The sequence below is a fragment of the Desulfovibrio biadhensis genome (assembly GCF_055388615.1).
The window spans coordinates 1098100-1114093 of record NZ_AP042477.1 but is presented as its reverse complement, the minus strand read 5'-3'; the positions used below and the strand labels follow the sequence as shown (position 1 = coordinate 1114093).

At 56.7% G+C, this 15994-nt stretch carries 11 protein-coding genes; 4 read left to right on the top strand and 7 right to left on the bottom strand.

The window, feature by feature from the left end:
- Positions 1–35: 35 nt before the first annotated feature.
- From ACZ5EH_RS04915 to ACZ5EH_RS04885, 7 genes are read right to left on the bottom strand one after another with little or no spacing between them, the layout of a single operon-like run.
- Positions 36–884: a prephenate dehydrogenase/arogenate dehydrogenase family protein gene (locus ACZ5EH_RS04915; RefSeq protein WP_464277019.1), complete on the bottom strand. Its 849-nt coding sequence runs from the start codon at positions 882–884 to the stop codon at positions 36–38.
- Between the two features lie 7 nt (positions 885–891).
- Positions 892–1143, bottom strand: a complete 252-nt coding sequence (locus ACZ5EH_RS04910; RefSeq protein ID WP_464277018.1) for a hypothetical protein — start codon at positions 1141–1143, stop codon at positions 892–894.
- A 28-nt stretch (positions 1144–1171) separates the two neighbouring features.
- Positions 1172–2512 carry a 3-phosphoshikimate 1-carboxyvinyltransferase gene (gene aroA / locus ACZ5EH_RS04905; protein WP_464277017.1) on the bottom strand — a complete coding sequence of 447 codons (1341 nt, stop codon included), beginning with the start codon at positions 2510–2512 and terminating at the stop codon, positions 1172–1174.
- A gap of 45 nt (positions 2513–2557) precedes the next feature.
- Positions 2558–3724 (bottom strand): prephenate dehydratase, encoded by a 1167-nt coding sequence (gene pheA, locus ACZ5EH_RS04900; RefSeq protein ID WP_464277016.1) that lies wholly within the window; start codon positions 3722–3724, stop codon positions 2558–2560.
- 2 nt (positions 3725–3726) lie between these two features.
- Positions 3727–4716: a 3-dehydroquinate synthase II family protein gene (locus ACZ5EH_RS04895; RefSeq protein ID WP_464277015.1), complete on the bottom strand. Its 990-nt coding sequence runs from the start codon at positions 4714–4716 to the stop codon at positions 3727–3729.
- 14 nt (positions 4717–4730) lie between these two features.
- On the bottom strand, positions 4731–5528 hold the full coding sequence (locus tag ACZ5EH_RS04890) for a 2-amino-3,7-dideoxy-D-threo-hept-6-ulosonate synthase (RefSeq protein ID WP_464277014.1): 798 nt from the start codon (positions 5526–5528) through the stop codon (positions 4731–4733).
- 27 nt (positions 5529–5555) lie between these two features.
- Entirely contained in the window at positions 5556–6359 is an 804-nt protein-coding gene (locus ACZ5EH_RS04885) for a 2-amino-3,7-dideoxy-D-threo-hept-6-ulosonate synthase (RefSeq protein ID WP_464277013.1), read from the bottom strand.
- Positions 6360–6889: 530 nt separating this feature from the next.
- Here ACZ5EH_RS04885 and ACZ5EH_RS04880 point away from each other — a divergent pair.
- From ACZ5EH_RS04880 to ACZ5EH_RS04865, 4 genes are all read left to right on the top strand, one after another.
- Positions 6890–8116, top strand: a complete 1227-nt coding sequence (locus ACZ5EH_RS04880) for an efflux RND transporter periplasmic adaptor subunit (protein ID WP_464277012.1) — start codon at positions 6890–6892, stop codon at positions 8114–8116.
- Positions 8106–11375: an efflux RND transporter permease subunit gene (locus tag ACZ5EH_RS04875; RefSeq protein ID WP_464277011.1), complete on the top strand. Its 3270-nt coding sequence runs from the start codon at positions 8106–8108 to the stop codon at positions 11373–11375. Before ACZ5EH_RS04880 ends, ACZ5EH_RS04875 begins: the two co-directional genes overlap by 11 nt.
- Before the next feature lie 260 nt (positions 11376–11635).
- Positions 11636–12967 (top strand): rhodanese-like domain-containing protein, encoded by a 1332-nt coding sequence (locus ACZ5EH_RS04870; protein ID WP_464277010.1) that lies wholly within the window; start codon positions 11636–11638, stop codon positions 12965–12967.
- Between the two features lie 871 nt (positions 12968–13838).
- A complete protein-coding gene (locus tag ACZ5EH_RS04865) occupies positions 13839–15893 on the top strand; it encodes a putative bifunctional diguanylate cyclase/phosphodiesterase (protein WP_464277009.1) in 2055 nt (684 codons plus the stop codon).
- Positions 15894–15994: the final 101 nt, after the last annotated feature.

The window sequence follows — 15994 nt, the reverse complement described above, 5'->3', positions numbered from 1 at the left end:
CGGGGTTGCCCGGCTGGTGAAGAATTTACATATGCCTATGAAATAGTATCGATATCCTTCCACCACCAACTGGCTTGCTGCACCAGCAGATCCATGTCCCCCCCTGCGGCGATATGTAGAAAGTTACGAAAGCGCCGCACGGCGTCTTGTCCATAAGGGTTTTGTTCAAAAAGGGTCGTGAACAATTCCGCGTCCTGGGTCAGCATTTTTTGTGCAGCTTCCAATCTGCGTTGGAAGGAAGGCGTTAAAAAGCGTTCGATTTCCGGTTGTTTGGCCAGAGCCGCCAGATAGGACACGGTTGTGACGAAGTTGAGTCCCTGAATCTGGGCAACGGCGTTGTCGTGTTCTTCGGCCGTGGTGCGGAAATAACGAAATCCCATTTTCTCGATGAGCGCCTCCACGGCCAGACAGGCGTCTTCATCCGCGGCCTTTCCCGCTGCGGAATCGCCCGGCACCACTGCGATGCTGGCTTCTTCCGGAGGATTGGGGCCAAACAGCGGGTGCGTTCCCACTATGGGGCCGCCCCATGCCTTGCGCATGTCACGCAGCGGCGCAACCTTCACGGAGCCTACGTCTGCCAGGATAGCTCCCTGACGCATAAGGGGGGCAACCCTTGCCAGTATCTCCTCCATTGCGGGCACGGGTACGGCCAACAATACAAGGTCGGCTGCGGGGATCGCCTGCTCCAGGTCGTTTTCCAGCAAGGGTCTATCCAGACAATCCACATCCAGTCCCAAATTTTTGCAATGTGAGGCAAAAAGCCCCCCCATCTGCCCCTGGGCGCCGATGATGGCCAGCCGGCGCAGTTCAGGCGCAGAATGCATTCTGTCCGTAGGGGTGGGGTTCCCCGAGGGACCGGGGTGCGACATTTTGCCATTGGTCACGATTGCCTCACTTCACTTCCTCGACGCGGTTCTCCTCAAAAGAAACGCGGCGTACTGTGTCTTCTACAAAAACTTTGGCTTCGCCACGCGCAGTGTCGAAGATGGTCCACACGTCCTTGCCCATGGCGTTTTTGCCGGTAAAAAGCTCGAAACGCCCGATTTCAGGAGTTTCGTTTTGACTGGCGCGGTGCTGTGCGCCCATGCTCAGCAGCAAAAGGGTTCCCAGCAGGATGCCGACGACCAGAGCCTTCCAGTCCATGTGCTTGCTCCTTTGCTGATGCCCGACTTCAGGACGCGGGCGTTGTGATGATTTTCCAGGCGTCCCAGAAGCCTGGAAAGCTTTTTGCCACGCAGGCGGGGTTGTCGTGCTTCACTTCGCCCCCTTTCAGGCCGTAGAGCGAAGTGCTCATGGCCATGCGGTGGTCCCCATAGGTGGGAAAAACGCTGGAGGTATCCGGCGTTCCAGCCAGGGGGGTGATGCGCAACCCATCGTCCAGTTCTTCAACAGCAGCGCCCGCCTGGCGCAAATGCTCAGCGGAACCGTGCAATCTGTCGCATTCCTTGATTTTCAGGTGGGCGACATTGCGAATGCGTGTTTCGCCTTCCGCCATGGAAGCCAGAACCGCCACGGTGGGGACCAGATCGGGGCAGTGCCCCATATCTACGTCAACGCCATGGAGCGGAGACGGCATCACGGTCACGGCATTGGGTTGCCAGGCGATTGATGCGCCCATGGCCTGGAGGATATCCAGGATGGCGCGGTCGCCCTGTTGCGAGGTGGGCTGCAGATTTTCCACCGTCACGGGCCTGGGGCCCAACGCGCCGGCGGCCAAAAGGTAGGAGGCGTTGCTCCAGTCCCCTTCAACCGTGGCGGAACGCCCCATGTACATGCCGTAGGGCACGGCAAAGCGCATGCGCCCTGGCTGTACTTCGCGCAGTTCGTGCCAGTCCGCCGGCACCCATTCGTCGTTCTCGAGAACTTGCAACCGCACGCTACAGCCGAAATCTTCCATGGATTGCAGGGTCAGCCCCACATACGGCCAGCTCAGGGCCTTTTCACCCCCTACACGGATGGTCAGGGGTCTTCTGGCCAAGGGGGCGGCCAGCAGCAGACCGGAAAGGTACTGGCTGCTTTCTTCCAGGGTGATTTCCACTTCGCCCCCGAGTATGCCGGCTGCGCGGATGAGCAAAGGCGGGCAGCCTTCTGTTTCCATATACTGAATTTCGGCGCTGATGGAGCGCAGGACGTCGACCAGTTCCCCAATGGGGCGCTGGTGGATGCGCCCCCTGCCGAAAAGCTTGAAATCGCCATTGCCTACGGCCAGCACGGCCGTGAGCAGCCGGCAGGTGGTGCCGGATTCGCCCACATCAATGTCCACGGCGCCATCTATATCTATGCTGCCGCCTGAAGGCGTACCGTTGCAGCCTACAATGCGGTATTCGCCCTCGCCTAGCCGTTCGATGGTTGCGCCGGCAGCCTGCATGCACTCGCGGGTGCGCTCCAGGTCTTCGCTTTCAAGCACGCCCGAAAGCTTTGATTCTCCCACGGAGAGGGCGGCGCATATCACGGCGCGATGCGACAGGGATTTGGAAGGGGGGGCTTGCACCGTTACGGGGGTGGTCGTCATGCTCTGTCTCCTCGGCCTTTTTGGAATAATGTTTTACCGTAGCGCTTAGACCGATGTGGCGCCGCTGGTTTCCAGATGCGGTCCTGCCGGATAGCTGCCCAGAACACGCAGGGTGTGGCAGGCGTGTCCCAGTTCATCGAGCACTTTACGGTAGCGCTCCTGCTCCAGGTCGCACTCCACATCCACAAAAAAGACGTACTTCCATTTTTCACCACGCAAAGGGCGCGATTCCAGCTTTTTCATGTTGATGCCTTCGCGCGCAAGCAGTTGCAAGACAGTGACCAGGCTGCCCGGTTTGTCCGGCAGCGTGAAGAGCATGCTGGTCTTGTCCCTGGCGCCCTTGTTCATGGCCGGTGTGGGACCAATGATCACGAAACGGGTCCAGTTGTCGGGCAGGTCTTCTATGCCTTGGGCAAGGGGGGGCAGTCCCAGAAGAGGGCCGAGCCCGGCATGGCCGATGGCGGCGGCTCCCGGGTCGTCCATCTCCGCAACCCGGGTGGCTGCTGCGGCCGTGCTCTCCGTGGGGATGATATTGGCCGAGGGCAGGTTTGCGCGCAGCCAGCCGTTGCACTGGGCCAGTGGCTGGGGGTGAGAATACACGCTGCGCACCTGGGAAAGCGATGTGGCCTTGGTGAGCAGGCAATGGGAAATGCGGAAAAAGATCTCGGACTGGATAAAGGCTTCATAGCGTAGAAAACAGTCGAGTCCCTGTCCCACAGTGCCTTGCAGGGAATTTTCCAGGGGGATGACGCCAAGCTCGGTTTCCCGCGAATGCACAGCGCGGAAAACGGCGTGCAAATCAGGCATGGGAATATATTCCACGCTGCGCCCCAGAAATTCGACGCCCGCAAAATAGGAGAAAGTGCCTTCGGGGCCGAGGTAGCTCACCCGCTGGGGGCGCTGCAGGCTTCTGGAAGAGGAGAATATCTCGCGATAGATGGAGCGCAGATGTTCTTCCGGCAGCGTGCCGTCGCTTTTTGCCAGCAGCGCCTGCATGACTTCTTTTTCTCTGAAAGGTTTGAAGATGATGTCTTTATTGCCGGCCTTGATGCGCCCAACTTCGAGACTGAGAGCTGCACGGCGGCTGAGCAGTTCGAGAATGTGGCGGTCCACGTCGTCGATTTCGTCACGCACCTCTACCAGCCGTTGTTGCACCTCTTCAGAGACGTTTTGGCTGGGGATATCTGTGCTGGAGGCTATATCTTTGGACATGCTCAGCCTTCCTTGATCTCTTCGCAGATGCGCATGCCAAAATGGCGGCCCGCAACGTCTGCGCGGCACAGTATCCTGTCCCCCACTTTCAGGGAAACCACGCTTACGGGTGAACCGTCCTCACGCACCAGGCGAATGGTTTCTGCGTTCTGCAAAAACACTGCGCCTTCAACCGCGGGTTCCTTGTCGCCGCAATCAAACGCCGCCCGAATCAGCAACATGGGGCGGACCTCCACCTTGACCCTGCCCACAGTGGCCAGGGTGGTGTCGCCTTTGGCGTTCACAATCAATACCTGACGCCCAGCGGAAAGTTCCTCCAGGTAGCAGGTCTTGTCTCCGGGCATTTGGGCGTATGCGTGCACCGCTCCGGCATTGATCCGAAAAGGGCGCGCAGCCACGTACGGGTTTGATTCGGTTTCGGCGTGCACCAGAAAGCTGAAGGCGCTGGAGTTGCCCACAAGCATGCCCTGCCCCTTGCGCAGCATGGAAAGGGTATCCACACAAACGCGGTGCCCAAGGCCGGCGTGCTCGATTGCCGTGACAGTTGCCGGGGCCAGATCGATGCACCCCTGGCAGAGCTTGAGCTCCCGAACCATATCTTTCAGCATGGGCGCGGATTCTGGCAGGGCGACGACAAAATCGACGCCGCGTTCCAAAATGCCGGCTGCCAGCACTGCCCTGTCCAGGTTGGCTGCTTCCACACCCAGACCTTCCGCCTGGGCCAGGATGTTTTCCACGGGGATGATCTCCCACCCTTCTTTCAGGATAACGCGTTTGCCTGCTTTGAGTTCTGCGGCGGCAAGCTCTTCGTCTTCCTTCTTTTCCAGGCCTACTATGGCGAAATCTTCAGGTGCGGCGACACGAGCACGCCCCAAAGAGGTAATGGCCGCATGGTCCTTTTTTTCTGCGATGATGCCGTCCACCCCGGATTCCAGGGCCAGCGTCACCAACGTTTTGTCAAAAGGTACGGCCTTGAACCAAAGTTCCTTCATGTCTCCTCCCTTCGCTAGGCCTGCAGCCGTTCCATGGCCTGATCCACGCTCATTTCTTCGTGCACTATGCCGTGCACGGCGCTGAGCAGCTTGGACGGTGATTTGTGTTGAAAGATGTTGCGTCCTACGGAAAGTCCGGCGCCGCCGGCCATGATGGAATCATGGATCATTTGCAGCAGGGCGCGGTCCGAATCAAGCTTGGGACCACCTGCAATGACCACGGGAACGCAGACGGACTGGATGACCTTGTGAAAGCTTTCCACGTCGCCCGTGTAGTTCACCTTGACCACGTCAGCGCCCAGTTCCTCGCCCACCCGGGCGCAATGCGCCACGATTTCAGGGTCGTATTCGTCTTTCACCTTTGGGCCGCGGGCGTACACCATGGTCAGAAACGGCATGCCCCAGTCAGCGGCCTGCTCTGCGCAATGGCCTACTTCCTTGAGCATTTCCCGTTCGGTTTCATCACCCAGGTTGACGTGTACGGAAATGCCGTCAGCGCCCTGCTTCAGCGCTTCTTCCACACTGCCGACCAGGGTCTTTGCATTAGGATAGGGCGAAACACTGGTGCTGCCGGAAAGATGCAAAATCAGGCCGATATCACGGCCGCGGGTTCTGTGGCCGCAGCGCACCAGTCCCTTGTGCATGAGCACGGCGTTTGCGCCGCCTTCTGCTATCTGGTTGACGGTTTCCTTGAGGTCCACCAGCCCCATGATGGGCCCCACGGTAAAACCGTGGTCCAGGGGGACGATGATGGCGCGTTTTGTGTTGCGGTCGAAGATGCGTTCGCGTCTGATTTCTTTACCCACTCTCATGGCCGTGTCTCCTGATGCAAAAGATGTTTATGCGGCGTCGCCCAGGTGTTCCAGGGCCTGCTCCACGTCCCAGTCTTCATGCACAATGCCGTGCAGCGCTTCGCAAAGCTTGGTGGGGTCCTTGTGCTGGAAAACATTGCGCCCCACGGAGAGTCCGGCGCCGCCGGCCTGAATGGAGTCGTGGACCATTTTTAGGATGTCCTGTGTGTTTTCCATTTTTTCGCCGCCAGCTATGACAACGGGCACGCAGCAGGCGTCCACCACTGCAGAGAAGCTTTTGGTATCGCCGGTGTAGTTCACTTTGATGACATCGGCGCCCAGTTCTTGCCCCACACGGGCGCAGTGCTGGACGATTTCAGGATCGTATTCGTTTTCGATTTTGGGGCCGCGCGCGTACATCATGGCCAGAACAGGAATGCCCCAGTGGGAGGCTTCGCTGCTCACGGCGCCGAGGTCTTCGAGCATGCGGTCTTCGGTTTCGTCGCCCAGATTGACGTGCAGAGACACGGCGTCAGCGCCGAGGCGGATGGCGTCTTCTACGGATGCGACGAGGGTTTTGGCGTTGGGAGTGGGGGAAAGTTTTGTGCTTGCGGAAAGATGCAGGATGAGTCCGATGTCACGACCGTAGCCTCTGTGTGTGCAGCGGGGCAGGCCTTTGTGCATCAGCACGGCGTTTGCGCCGCCGTCGGCCACGCGGTTCACGGTGCCTTTGAAGTCCACCAGGCCATAAATAGGGCCGACGGTGACGCCGTGGTCCATGGGTACGATGATTGTGCGTCCGGTGTTGCGGTTGAAGATGCGTTCCAGTCTGACTTCTTTGCCGAGAAGCATGGCGCCCTCCTGATTTGGTTGTGCCCCTTTCCCGGCGATTTGCCGGAAGCCGCGATCTTCTTTCCCGGTGGCCTCCAGAGATGAAAAAAGGGCCGCCGGCTGGTCTGCCCGCGGCCCTTATGGAGGCGTTTTGTGTTGCGTCTACTTACACTCGTGCACCTCTGTCCAGACCTCGGGCCGGGCTAAACCAATACCAAAAGTAAAAAAAGGAAAAGGAAAAGAGGGCCCTGAGGCTGTTGGATTCCTGGTGCATGAAAAGGGACTTACGTGCTGCGACTTGGAGTTGTCAAGACAATTTTTCGGCAAAAGGGAAAATGTAACAGCTTTGTCGAAAACGCTGCCGGGTGGGTATTTCCTTTGCGGCGAGTTACCATAATTGAAAACCCAATAGTTTACGCTCTTGTCTGTTCCATGTTAAAGGGAGAATCTGGAGTCGGGGAATTTCTTTACATTGCCGGAGGCTCCTCCCGGTTCGAACATTCAGGCCCTGCAAAAGGTTTTGCGGGGCTTTGTCCAGAAGGAGATCTACAATGCGTGGACTCAGAATCCTTGGAATACTGGCTGGCGTGGTCGCGCTGGTCGGCTTGATCCTCTGGTCAGGCGGTTTTCTGGAGACAGGGCTCATCGAGCCTGACCAGGAAGTGGGCAACCTGCCGAAACAGCCGGAGCCGGCGCAGAGCGCCGCTGTCGAATTGCGTACCATGACCGAATATTATGATGCCGTGGGCACGGTGCGCCCCCGTGTGGAAACCAAGGTGGAAGCTCAGGTGACGGCCAAGGTGCTGTCTGTTGAGGTGACTTCCGGGCAAAAGGTGCAAAAGGGCGATCTGCTTGTGGTGCTGGATAGCCGGGAATTGCGCTCGCAGCTTGAAGAAGCAAGGCAGGGATTGGAAAGCGCCAAGGCACAGCGCTCCCAGGCTGAGCGGGCCATTGACGCGGCGCAGGCGGCATTTGAAGAGGCAAGCGCCCGGTACCGTCGCATCAAAACATTATATGCCGAAAGGGCCGTTGCTTCGAGCGAAATGGACCAGGCCGAGGCTTCCTACCTGCAGGCCGAGGCGGCATTGCAGCGTGCAAAGGAAGGCAGGGCCGGGGCTGAAGCCTCAGTACGCCAGGCCGAGCGCAGGGTGGAACAGAGTGAGATAGCTCTCAGTTATGCAGAGATTCGCGCCCATGAAAGCGGGGAAATAGCTGAACGCATGGTGGAGCCTGGCGACCTGGCCATCCCGGGGAAGGCGCTTTTGTATTTGCAGACAAGCGGTTCGCTGCGGCTGGAGGCCATGGTCCGCGAGGGGCTCATAGGCAAAGCTCGCCCAGGTACGGAACTGGAAGTGGAGATCACTTCCAACAATACTCGGGTCAAAGGTGTTGTCGAAGAAGTTGTGCCCTCCGCCGATCCCAAGACGCGGACTTTTCTGGTCAAGGTGGGACTGCCCCCTATGACGGATGTCTATCCCGGCATGTATGGACGGGTGCTTGTGCCTATGCTGGAGCGCAAAGCCATATTCGTGCCTGCGCCTGCTGTACGCCGCACGGGGCAGATGGAGACGGTGCAGGTGCTGGACGAGAAAGCTGAAGAGCCCTTCTGGCGCACGGTTTTCATCAAGACCGGGCAAAAAAGGGGCGATATGGTGGAAGTGCTCGCCGGACTTGAAGGCGGAGAAACCGTAGGCGTGCCGGAAAACTACACACCTGCAACGCCTGAGGCTGCCCCGCAGCAGAGCGAGAACGCCGCGGAGGTTTCCAATGCTTCCTGAGCAGCCTGCCCCGCAGCAGGGTAAAGGGGAGCCCAAAGGCTTTATCGTGGCTATTGTCCGGCAGTTTTTGCGGGGCAAGGAAGCCATTTTGTTGCTGGCTTTTTCGCTCTGTCTCGGCGCTGCTGCGATCATGCTCACCCCACGGGAAGAAGAGCCGCAGATCATCGTGCCCATGGCCGATATCCTTGTCCAGGCGCCGGGGGCTTCCGCTGCGGAGGTGGAGACTCTTGTGGCTGCGCCGCTGGAGCGATTGCTGTGGCAGATAGACGGGGTTGAGTATGTGTATTCGACTTCGCGCAAGGACAGCGCCATGGCCACGGTGCGGTTTTATGTAGGGGAGGACCGGGAAGAATCCCTGCTCAAGCTCTACAACGCGCTGGAAATGAATCAGGACCTTGTGCCGTCCATCGTCACCTCCTGGCTGGTGAAGCCTGTTGAGATCGATGATGTGCCCATAGTCATGCTTACGTTGTATTCCGACCGCTACGACGACCACGAGTTGCGCCGCGTGGCGGAAGAATTGAAACAGCGGTTGGCAGAAGTGCCTGATGTATCCCGGGTTTTCATCACGGGAGGACGCAGCCGCGAGATACGCGTGGAGCTGGATTTGGGGCGTATGGCGGGGCTGCATGTCTCACCGAATGAGATCATAGACGCCCTGGACGGGGCGGACGCTTCCATTACCGCCGGTGACCTGGACTCGCGCAATGAGCGTTTTTCGGTCACGGCGAATTCCTTTTTGATGTCGGCAAATGAGGCCCGTGAACTGGTGGTGGGTGTATTTGATGATCGCCCTGTGTATTTGCGTGACGTTGCCACCGTTGTGGACGGGCCGGAGGAGCCTGAGGAGTTTTCGCGCTTTGGCAATGGTTTGCGGCACGCACGGGAAAGCGGGGCTGTTTCCCGGGCTGACGATTATCCCGCAGTGACCATTGCTCTGGCGAAAAAGCAGGGCACCAATGCCGTGGATGTCGCCAATGCCGTGCTGCAGCGCATGGACGAGCTGGAAAAAAACATTCTGCCGCATGATATTCATGTGGAAGTAACGCGCAACTATGGCGAAACGGCGCAGACAAAGGTTAACGACCTGCTTTCCTCGCTGTTTTTCGCCATCCTCACCGTGGTTATTCTGCTTGCCATGACCCTGGGGTGGCGCGAAGCGCTGGTGGTGGCCGTGGCGGTGCCGGTCAGCTTTTCCCTGGCGCTTTTTGTAAACTACCTGTTCGGCTACACCATCAACCGCGTCACGCTGTTTGCGTTGATTCTGTCCCTTGGGCTGGTGGTGGACGACCCCATTACCAATGTTGACAACATTCAGCGCCACATCCGCATGGGCAAGCGCAACGCCTTTGACGCCACGCTTTTTGCCGTGCGGGAGGTGCTGCCCCCCGTAATCATGTCTACGCTGGCGATCATTGTCTCCTTTACGCCCATGTTTTTCATCACGGGCATGATGGGGCCGTACATGGCGCCCATGGCGGCAAACGTGCCGTTGACGGTGACGTTTTCCACCGTCTGCGCCCTGACCATTGTGCCGTGGCTGAGCTACAAGCTGCTGAAACGCCATGCCGGGGGCGCGCCCATGCCGCCGGACGCACAGCAGGGGGCCCCTGCCGGCACTGGGGAGGATGTGACGCCGAAATGGATTCGCAACGGGTACCGCGCTGTTGTTGCGCCTTTTCTTTCCTCGCGCCCTTTGCGTTGGGTGCTGGCGCTTACCGTGGTGCTTCTGCTGCTGGCCAGTTGTTCTCTGGCTCTTATGCGGCTGGTGCCTCTAAAGATGCTGCCATTCGACAACAAGAATGAATTCCAGATTGTGCTGGATATGCCCGAAAGCGCCAGCCTGGAAGCCACGGACCGCTGTGTGCGGGCCTTTGAGGACTATTTGCGGGGCGTGCCCGAGGTGACCAATTTTGTGGCCTTTACAGGCAACAACTCGCCCATGGATTTCAACGGCATGGTGCGCCACTACTATATGCGCCAGGGGGCGAATCAGGCCGACATCCGCGTTAACCTTGCGGACAAGACCGACCGCATCCAGCAGAGCCATGCCATCATTTTGCGGCTGCGTAATGACCTGGAAGCCATTGCAGCGGCGTATGATTGCAGGTTGAAGATAGTGGAAGTGCCCCCTGGTCCACCTGTTATCAGCACGATAACCGCGGAGATATACGGGCAGCCCTACAAGACCTATGACCAGCTCATAGAAGGGGCAAAGCACGTCATGCAACTGATGGCCGATGAGCCCGGCGTCGTGGATATCGATGCGAGCTGGGCCTACCCCTCGCGGCGCATCAACTTTGTGCCCGACAAGGAAAAGGCGGCGCTGCACGGCGTGAGTACGGCGGACATGGCCCAGACACTGCGTGTGGCGGTGGGAGGGGTCTCACCAGCAAAGATCCACCAGCCGGGCGAGCGCCAGCCGCTGCAGGTGCGCCTGGTGCTGCCGCGGGACGAACGCTCCAGTATTGCTTCTCTGACGCAGATTCCGGTCAAGAGCGCCACCGGCAATATGGTGGGGCTGGGAGAATTGGGTGAGTTCAGCCTGGAGCCCGAAGACCAGCCCGTTTATCATAAGGACCTGCGCCAGGTGGTGTACGTCTATGCCGAGATGGCCGGCCGTGCGCCTGGTGAAGCCATTCTGGACATGCAGAACCGGCTGGTGCAGAACCCGCTTCCCCCTGGCATTACTGCGGAATGGGCCGGGGAGGGTGAATGGCAGATTACCCTGCGCGTGTTCCGCGATCTGGGCCTTGCCTTTGGCGCAGCGCTGCTCGGCATTTATCTGCTGCTGATTATCCAGACGGATTCCTTTTTCATGCCGCTTTTGATCATGATGGCTATTCCTCTAACATTACTTGGGATCATGCCCGGATTCTGGCTGCTGAACGAGCTGTTCACCACACCTGTTGGAGGGTTTGACAATCCGATATTCTTCACCGCCACGAGCATGATAGGGATGATTGCGCTCGGTGGGATTGTTATCCGTAACTCCCTGGTGCTTATAGAGTTTGTACAGGACTCGGTACGAGAAGGGCTGGACCTGAAGGAGGCCATTCTTCAGAGTGGGGCGATCCGCTTGCGCCCCATTGTGCTGACGGCATTGACAACGGCGCTTGGCGCCTGGCCCATCACCCTGGACCCGATTTTCTCCGGTCTGGCCTGGGCGCTGATATTCGGGCTCTTTGCCTCAACGCTGTTTACGCTGCTCATAATACCCGTGGCGTACTACGCCGTTACAAGCAGACAAACTTCCTGATAAAGCAACTGTTCCACTGTCAAGAGGCCCCGCTCCCTGTAGGAGTGGGGCTTTTTTCGTGCGGTTTCTGTCAATGTATTCCCCCTGGTATGTAATTTTCTTAGGTATAGAATTTTTCATTATACGAAGGCGATATATATTCTATATTTCAATTTGCGTTTCCTGACGTAGTGTGTGTGATGTGGGTGTTGTACATGTAAATGTTATATGGTGTTAAAAGTAGCATTTTGAACCCACTGTTGCCTACATACGGAGTACAGATGACGATCATCACACTGCTTTTATCTTTTGTATTGTTCGCTTCAAGTGTCTATGGCGCGGAAACAGTCGATGTGCAGGCCGTGAAGGAAGCGCAGGGCAAGAAAGATTGGGTTGTTGTGGATACGCGGTTGAATGATGCGTTCAATGGTTGGAAGCTCGATGGGGTGGCAAGGGGCGGACATATTCCCGGTGCAGTTGATTTTTCCGCAAACTGGCTGCGTGTGGAAGATGACAAGCTGGAGGAAAAACTGCAGGAAGCTCTGGATATCAAAGGCATAACCCCAGACAAAAACATACTGTTGTATGACGCCAACGAAAAGGACGCCAAAGAGGTGGCCGCTTACTTGAGCAAAAAGGGGTATACAAAGCTGTCCCTTTTTGACGTCAAGGAGTGGGCGGCCGACGATGCGCTCCCTCTGGAACGCTATCCCAACTATCAACTGATTATCCCGGCGGTTGTGCTGCATGATATTCTGGAGGGTAAGCGCCCTGAAAGTTTTGAAGGCAGCAAAAAGATCATGGTTGTTGAAGCAAGCTGGGGTGAGGAGAAGACCTCCTACGCAAAGGGGCACATTCCTGGAACGTTCCATATCAATACGGACCGGGTGGAGCCCCCCACGGAAACGGAACCCGTCATGTGGGTGCTGGCGGATGACAAGACGCTGGAAACCTTTGCAAAGGATTTCGGCTTTACTGCGGACAGCACGGTAATTGTCACCAGTGAAGAGCCCCTTGCCGCGTTTCGGGTGGCCACCGTTTTGCGCTACATTGGTGTGCAGGATGTGCGTGTGCTGAATGGCGGCACCCGTGCCTGGACCATGGCTGGCTATGAGCTGGAAAAGGAATCCCACGAGCCGACCCCGGTCAAGGATTTTGGCGCTGCAATTCCTGGTGATCCCAGCGTGATAGATACCATGGAGGAGACCAAGGCGGGGCTGCAGAAGCCCGAGAGCTTCACCCTTGTTGATAACCGCACCTGGAAGGAACATATCGGGGAGGTTACCGGCTACAGTTACCACAAGATCAAGGGGCGCGTTCCAGGGTGTGTGTATGGCTACGCCGGCAAGGAAAATGCTTACAGCATGGATTACTATCGCAACCCGGATAACACCATGCGTAACGCTCAAGAGTTCCTGGCTCTTTGGAAAAAGCAGGGGATAGACACCAGTAAGCACCTGTCCTTCATGTGCGGCAGCGGATGGCGTGTTGCCGAAATCTATTACTACGCAGATGTCATAGGGTTGCAGGATATTGGCATTTTCAGCGATGGGTGGATTGGCTGGAGCAACGACCCCTCCAATCCCATCGAAACCGGAGATCCAACCAAGTAAACAGCGTATGCTCCGGTTTTTCCCTTTATTTCTCTTTGTTCTTGAATTGCTCTTTGCGCTGGCCCTGATAGCCCTTGAGGTTGTATCGGGCTATCGGGCCAGCGTAATGCAGCATGTATATTTTTATAAAATTATGTTGATGAACAGATATTATGGGCACGGGCTTGTTGCTGTGCACACGTTTTTTTCGGTGTCTTGCCTGTTACTCGTGTTTGTATGCTATAAAAATACATGGAGTCGTAGAAAAGTTCTATATTTCAGCAGGTTATTGTTTTTGGGCCTTTTTTTCCTTGCCTTCCTTTACGCCCCCTCTTGCAAACAGTTGAATATCTCCGCCTATGCTCTGGTCGGAATTGAGGCTTTTATCCTTGCCGAAACGCTTCTCTGCTTTTCAGTAATACGCACCGTACAGCGTCAATGATTTGAGCCCTTTTCAAATCCAACCATGCGGAAACGGTTTGCTACTTTTAATGTAAATAAGCCATTATAAACTGGTGTATTGCGGCTTGCCCCGTCTTTTTTCGTTTGAACGGGTCCGCTTTGTTGTCGCGTATTCAGGGGGCGGCTTCTGTTTGTACGAGCGCTCTTTTTCTTTTTGTAGGCCGCATTTTGCATAACTAAAAAAATTGTAATGCAGGTTCTTGAGGAAATGCTACTTGTGTATTTCGTTCATCTGTTTTATTGCAGCTTTGTGACAACTATAGCCTGAATGATGCAAAACTGCTTCGGGGGATGGAGACAGTATGCCAAAGGGTTTGGATGAACGGCGTGAAGCCGGAAAAAGTATGGGTGGGCCAATCAGGGGTGCGGGGGCCCTCCCAAAGAACTTTCGACTTTATTTGATGCGGGGGATGAAGATTCGCTGTTTGGTTTGTTCATGGGCCATTTGCCGGGCATGGCTTTTATAAAGGACTTGGAGAGCCGCTATATTTACGTCAACCAGGCCTATGAAAATATGCTCCGCGCTACGGAAGGCGAATGGCTGCAACGTCAGGCAGGTGCTTTTCTGGACGCGGAAACCGCTACGCGGCTTGAGGAAGACGACAAAAAAGTACTCGCCAGAGAGAGTTATGTTCGCGGCGTGCAGCAAGTCGTCCATAAGGACGGGGGCAAGGTCCATTACCTGGAAGTCGTGAAGTTTCCCCTGCGGCGCAAAGGTGAAATCATCGCCATAGGCGGTTACGCCACGGACATAACCAGACGGCAGCGAGCCGAGAGGGCTTTGCTGGACAGTGAACAGAGCTACCGCATCATGGCGGAATACACCTATGACTGGGAAACATGGGTGGGCGCGGATGGCCTTGTGCGGTTCGTCTCTCCCGCCAGTGAGGAAATTACGGGGTACCCCCGTGAATACTTTGTAGAAAGCGCAGCTTTCATCGAGTCGGTGATCCACATCGACGATTTGCAGGCCTACCGGACCTTGATGCAGCAAATGGTGGAGGGCTCCGAGCAAGGGCACCTGGAGTTTCGGGTTGTGCGTCCAGATGGCCGGGAGCGCTGGGTAAATATGCGGGTGCGCAGGGTCCACGACCATAAAGGCGGCTATCTCGGTCTGAGAATGAGCTGCAGAGACTTCACGGATCGTAAGCTGCTGGAACTCAGGCTGCATCACGAGGCATTCCACGACCCTTTGACAAAGCTGCCCAATCGCTCACTCTGCCTCGATCGCATCACCCAGGCCCTTGAGCGTTCCAAACGCCGTGAGAACTACCACTACGCCGTGATCTTTCTGGATCTCGACCGCTTCAAAATAATCAACGACAGCCTCGGTCACAGTGTCGGCGATCAACTCCTGGTGGAGGTCTCGCAACGCCTCCAGCAAAGTATTCGCAGCCTGGATACCGTCGCCAGGTTAGGGGGCGATGAATTCGTCATCCTTCTCGAAGAAATCACCTCCATGCGTGAAGCGATCCGCATTGTACAGCGTTTGCGCCAGGAAGTTCAGGAGCCCTGCAACATCATGGGGCATGACGTGCACGTTACAGCCAGCATTGGCATTGTGCTCAGTCCCGCCATTTATGACAGGCCGGAAGACCTGCTGCGCAACGCCAATATCGCCATGCACAGGGCAAAGGATATGGGCCGTAATCGGATCAAGGTCTTCAACTCCAGAATGCTGGAAGAAGCTGTTAAGCTGATGCGGGTTGAGAATGACCTGCGCAACGCCCTGGAACGTAATGAGCTCTTTTTGCTCTATCAGCCCATTCTGGCGTTGCAGAGCGGCGATGTCACAGGGTTGGAGGCGCTTGTTCGCTGGCGCCACCCCAAAAAAGGAGTGCTCACACCGGATGCATTTCTCGACATCGCGGAAGATACGGGGCTTATCATTCCGCTGGGGCGCTGGGTTTTGTCTCAAGCCTGCACCACCATGGCTGCCTGGCGGCAGGAGGTGGAGGAAGCGAAGCGGCTGACCGTGAATGTGAACCTCACCTTGAAGCAGTTGCGCCACCCTTCGCTTGTGGATGATTTGGAGCGCATTCTCGAAGAGTCACAGTTGCCGCCCGAGAACCTCAAGATTGAAGTGCCTGAAATGGTGCTGATGGACAATCCCGAGGTGGGCATCATCATGCTCAACAGGATCAAAAGCGTGGGTGTGCAACTTTCCATCGATGACTTTGGGGCCGGCTACTCATCCTTGAACTATTTGCAGCGGTTTCCCGTGAATACACTCAAGGTGGACAACAGCTTTATCAGCCGCATGGGTGAAGAAGCCGGGAATTGTGAGATAGTGCGAGCGGTGATCGCCCTTGCCCATAGCCTGAATCTGGATGTTGTGGCGGAAGGCGTGGAAGTAGAAGAGCAGCGAACCATGCTCACCAGTCTGGATTGCGAAAGCGGCCAGGGGTTCCTGTTTTCCCGCCCTGTGGATCATGACATTGCCGGGAATTTACTGCTGCTCCGCGGCCCGCAATCGAAATCCTGAAAAGAATAAAAAAAAGGCGAAGCAGTAACCCGTGCGCAGGGTTTTTCTGCTTCGCCTTGATATGTGAGTGAACTGGCAAATCCGGTGTGCATGCGCCCCGG

Bases quoted from the DNA above. Each gene is read 5' to 3' on its own strand.
- ACZ5EH_RS04910 (WP_464277018.1), bottom strand. From the start codon at position 1,143: ATGGACTGGAAGGCTCTGGTCGTCGGCATCCTGCTGGGAACCCTTTTG.
- aroA (WP_464277017.1), bottom strand. From the start codon at position 2,512: ATGACGACCACCCCCGTAACGGTGCAAGCCCCCCCTTCCAAATCCCTG.
- pheA (WP_464277016.1), bottom strand. From the start codon at position 3,724: ATGTCCAAAGATATAGCCTCCAGCACAGATATCCCCAGCCAAAACGTC.
- ACZ5EH_RS04895 (WP_464277015.1), bottom strand. From the start codon at position 4,716: ATGAAGGAACTTTGGTTCAAGGCCGTACCTTTTGACAAAACGTTGGTG.
- ACZ5EH_RS04890 (WP_464277014.1), bottom strand. From the start codon at position 5,528: ATGAGAGTGGGTAAAGAAATCAGACGCGAACGCATCTTCGACCGCAAC.
- ACZ5EH_RS04885 (WP_464277013.1), bottom strand. From the start codon at position 6,359: ATGCTTCTCGGCAAAGAAGTCAGACTGGAACGCATCTTCAACCGCAAC.
- ACZ5EH_RS04880 (WP_464277012.1), top strand. From the start codon at position 6,890: ATGCGTGGACTCAGAATCCTTGGAATACTGGCTGGCGTGGTCGCGCTG.
- ACZ5EH_RS04875 (WP_464277011.1), top strand. From the start codon at position 8,106: ATGCTTCCTGAGCAGCCTGCCCCGCAGCAGGGTAAAGGGGAGCCCAAA.
- ACZ5EH_RS04870 (WP_464277010.1), top strand. From the start codon at position 11,636: ATGACGATCATCACACTGCTTTTATCTTTTGTATTGTTCGCTTCAAGT.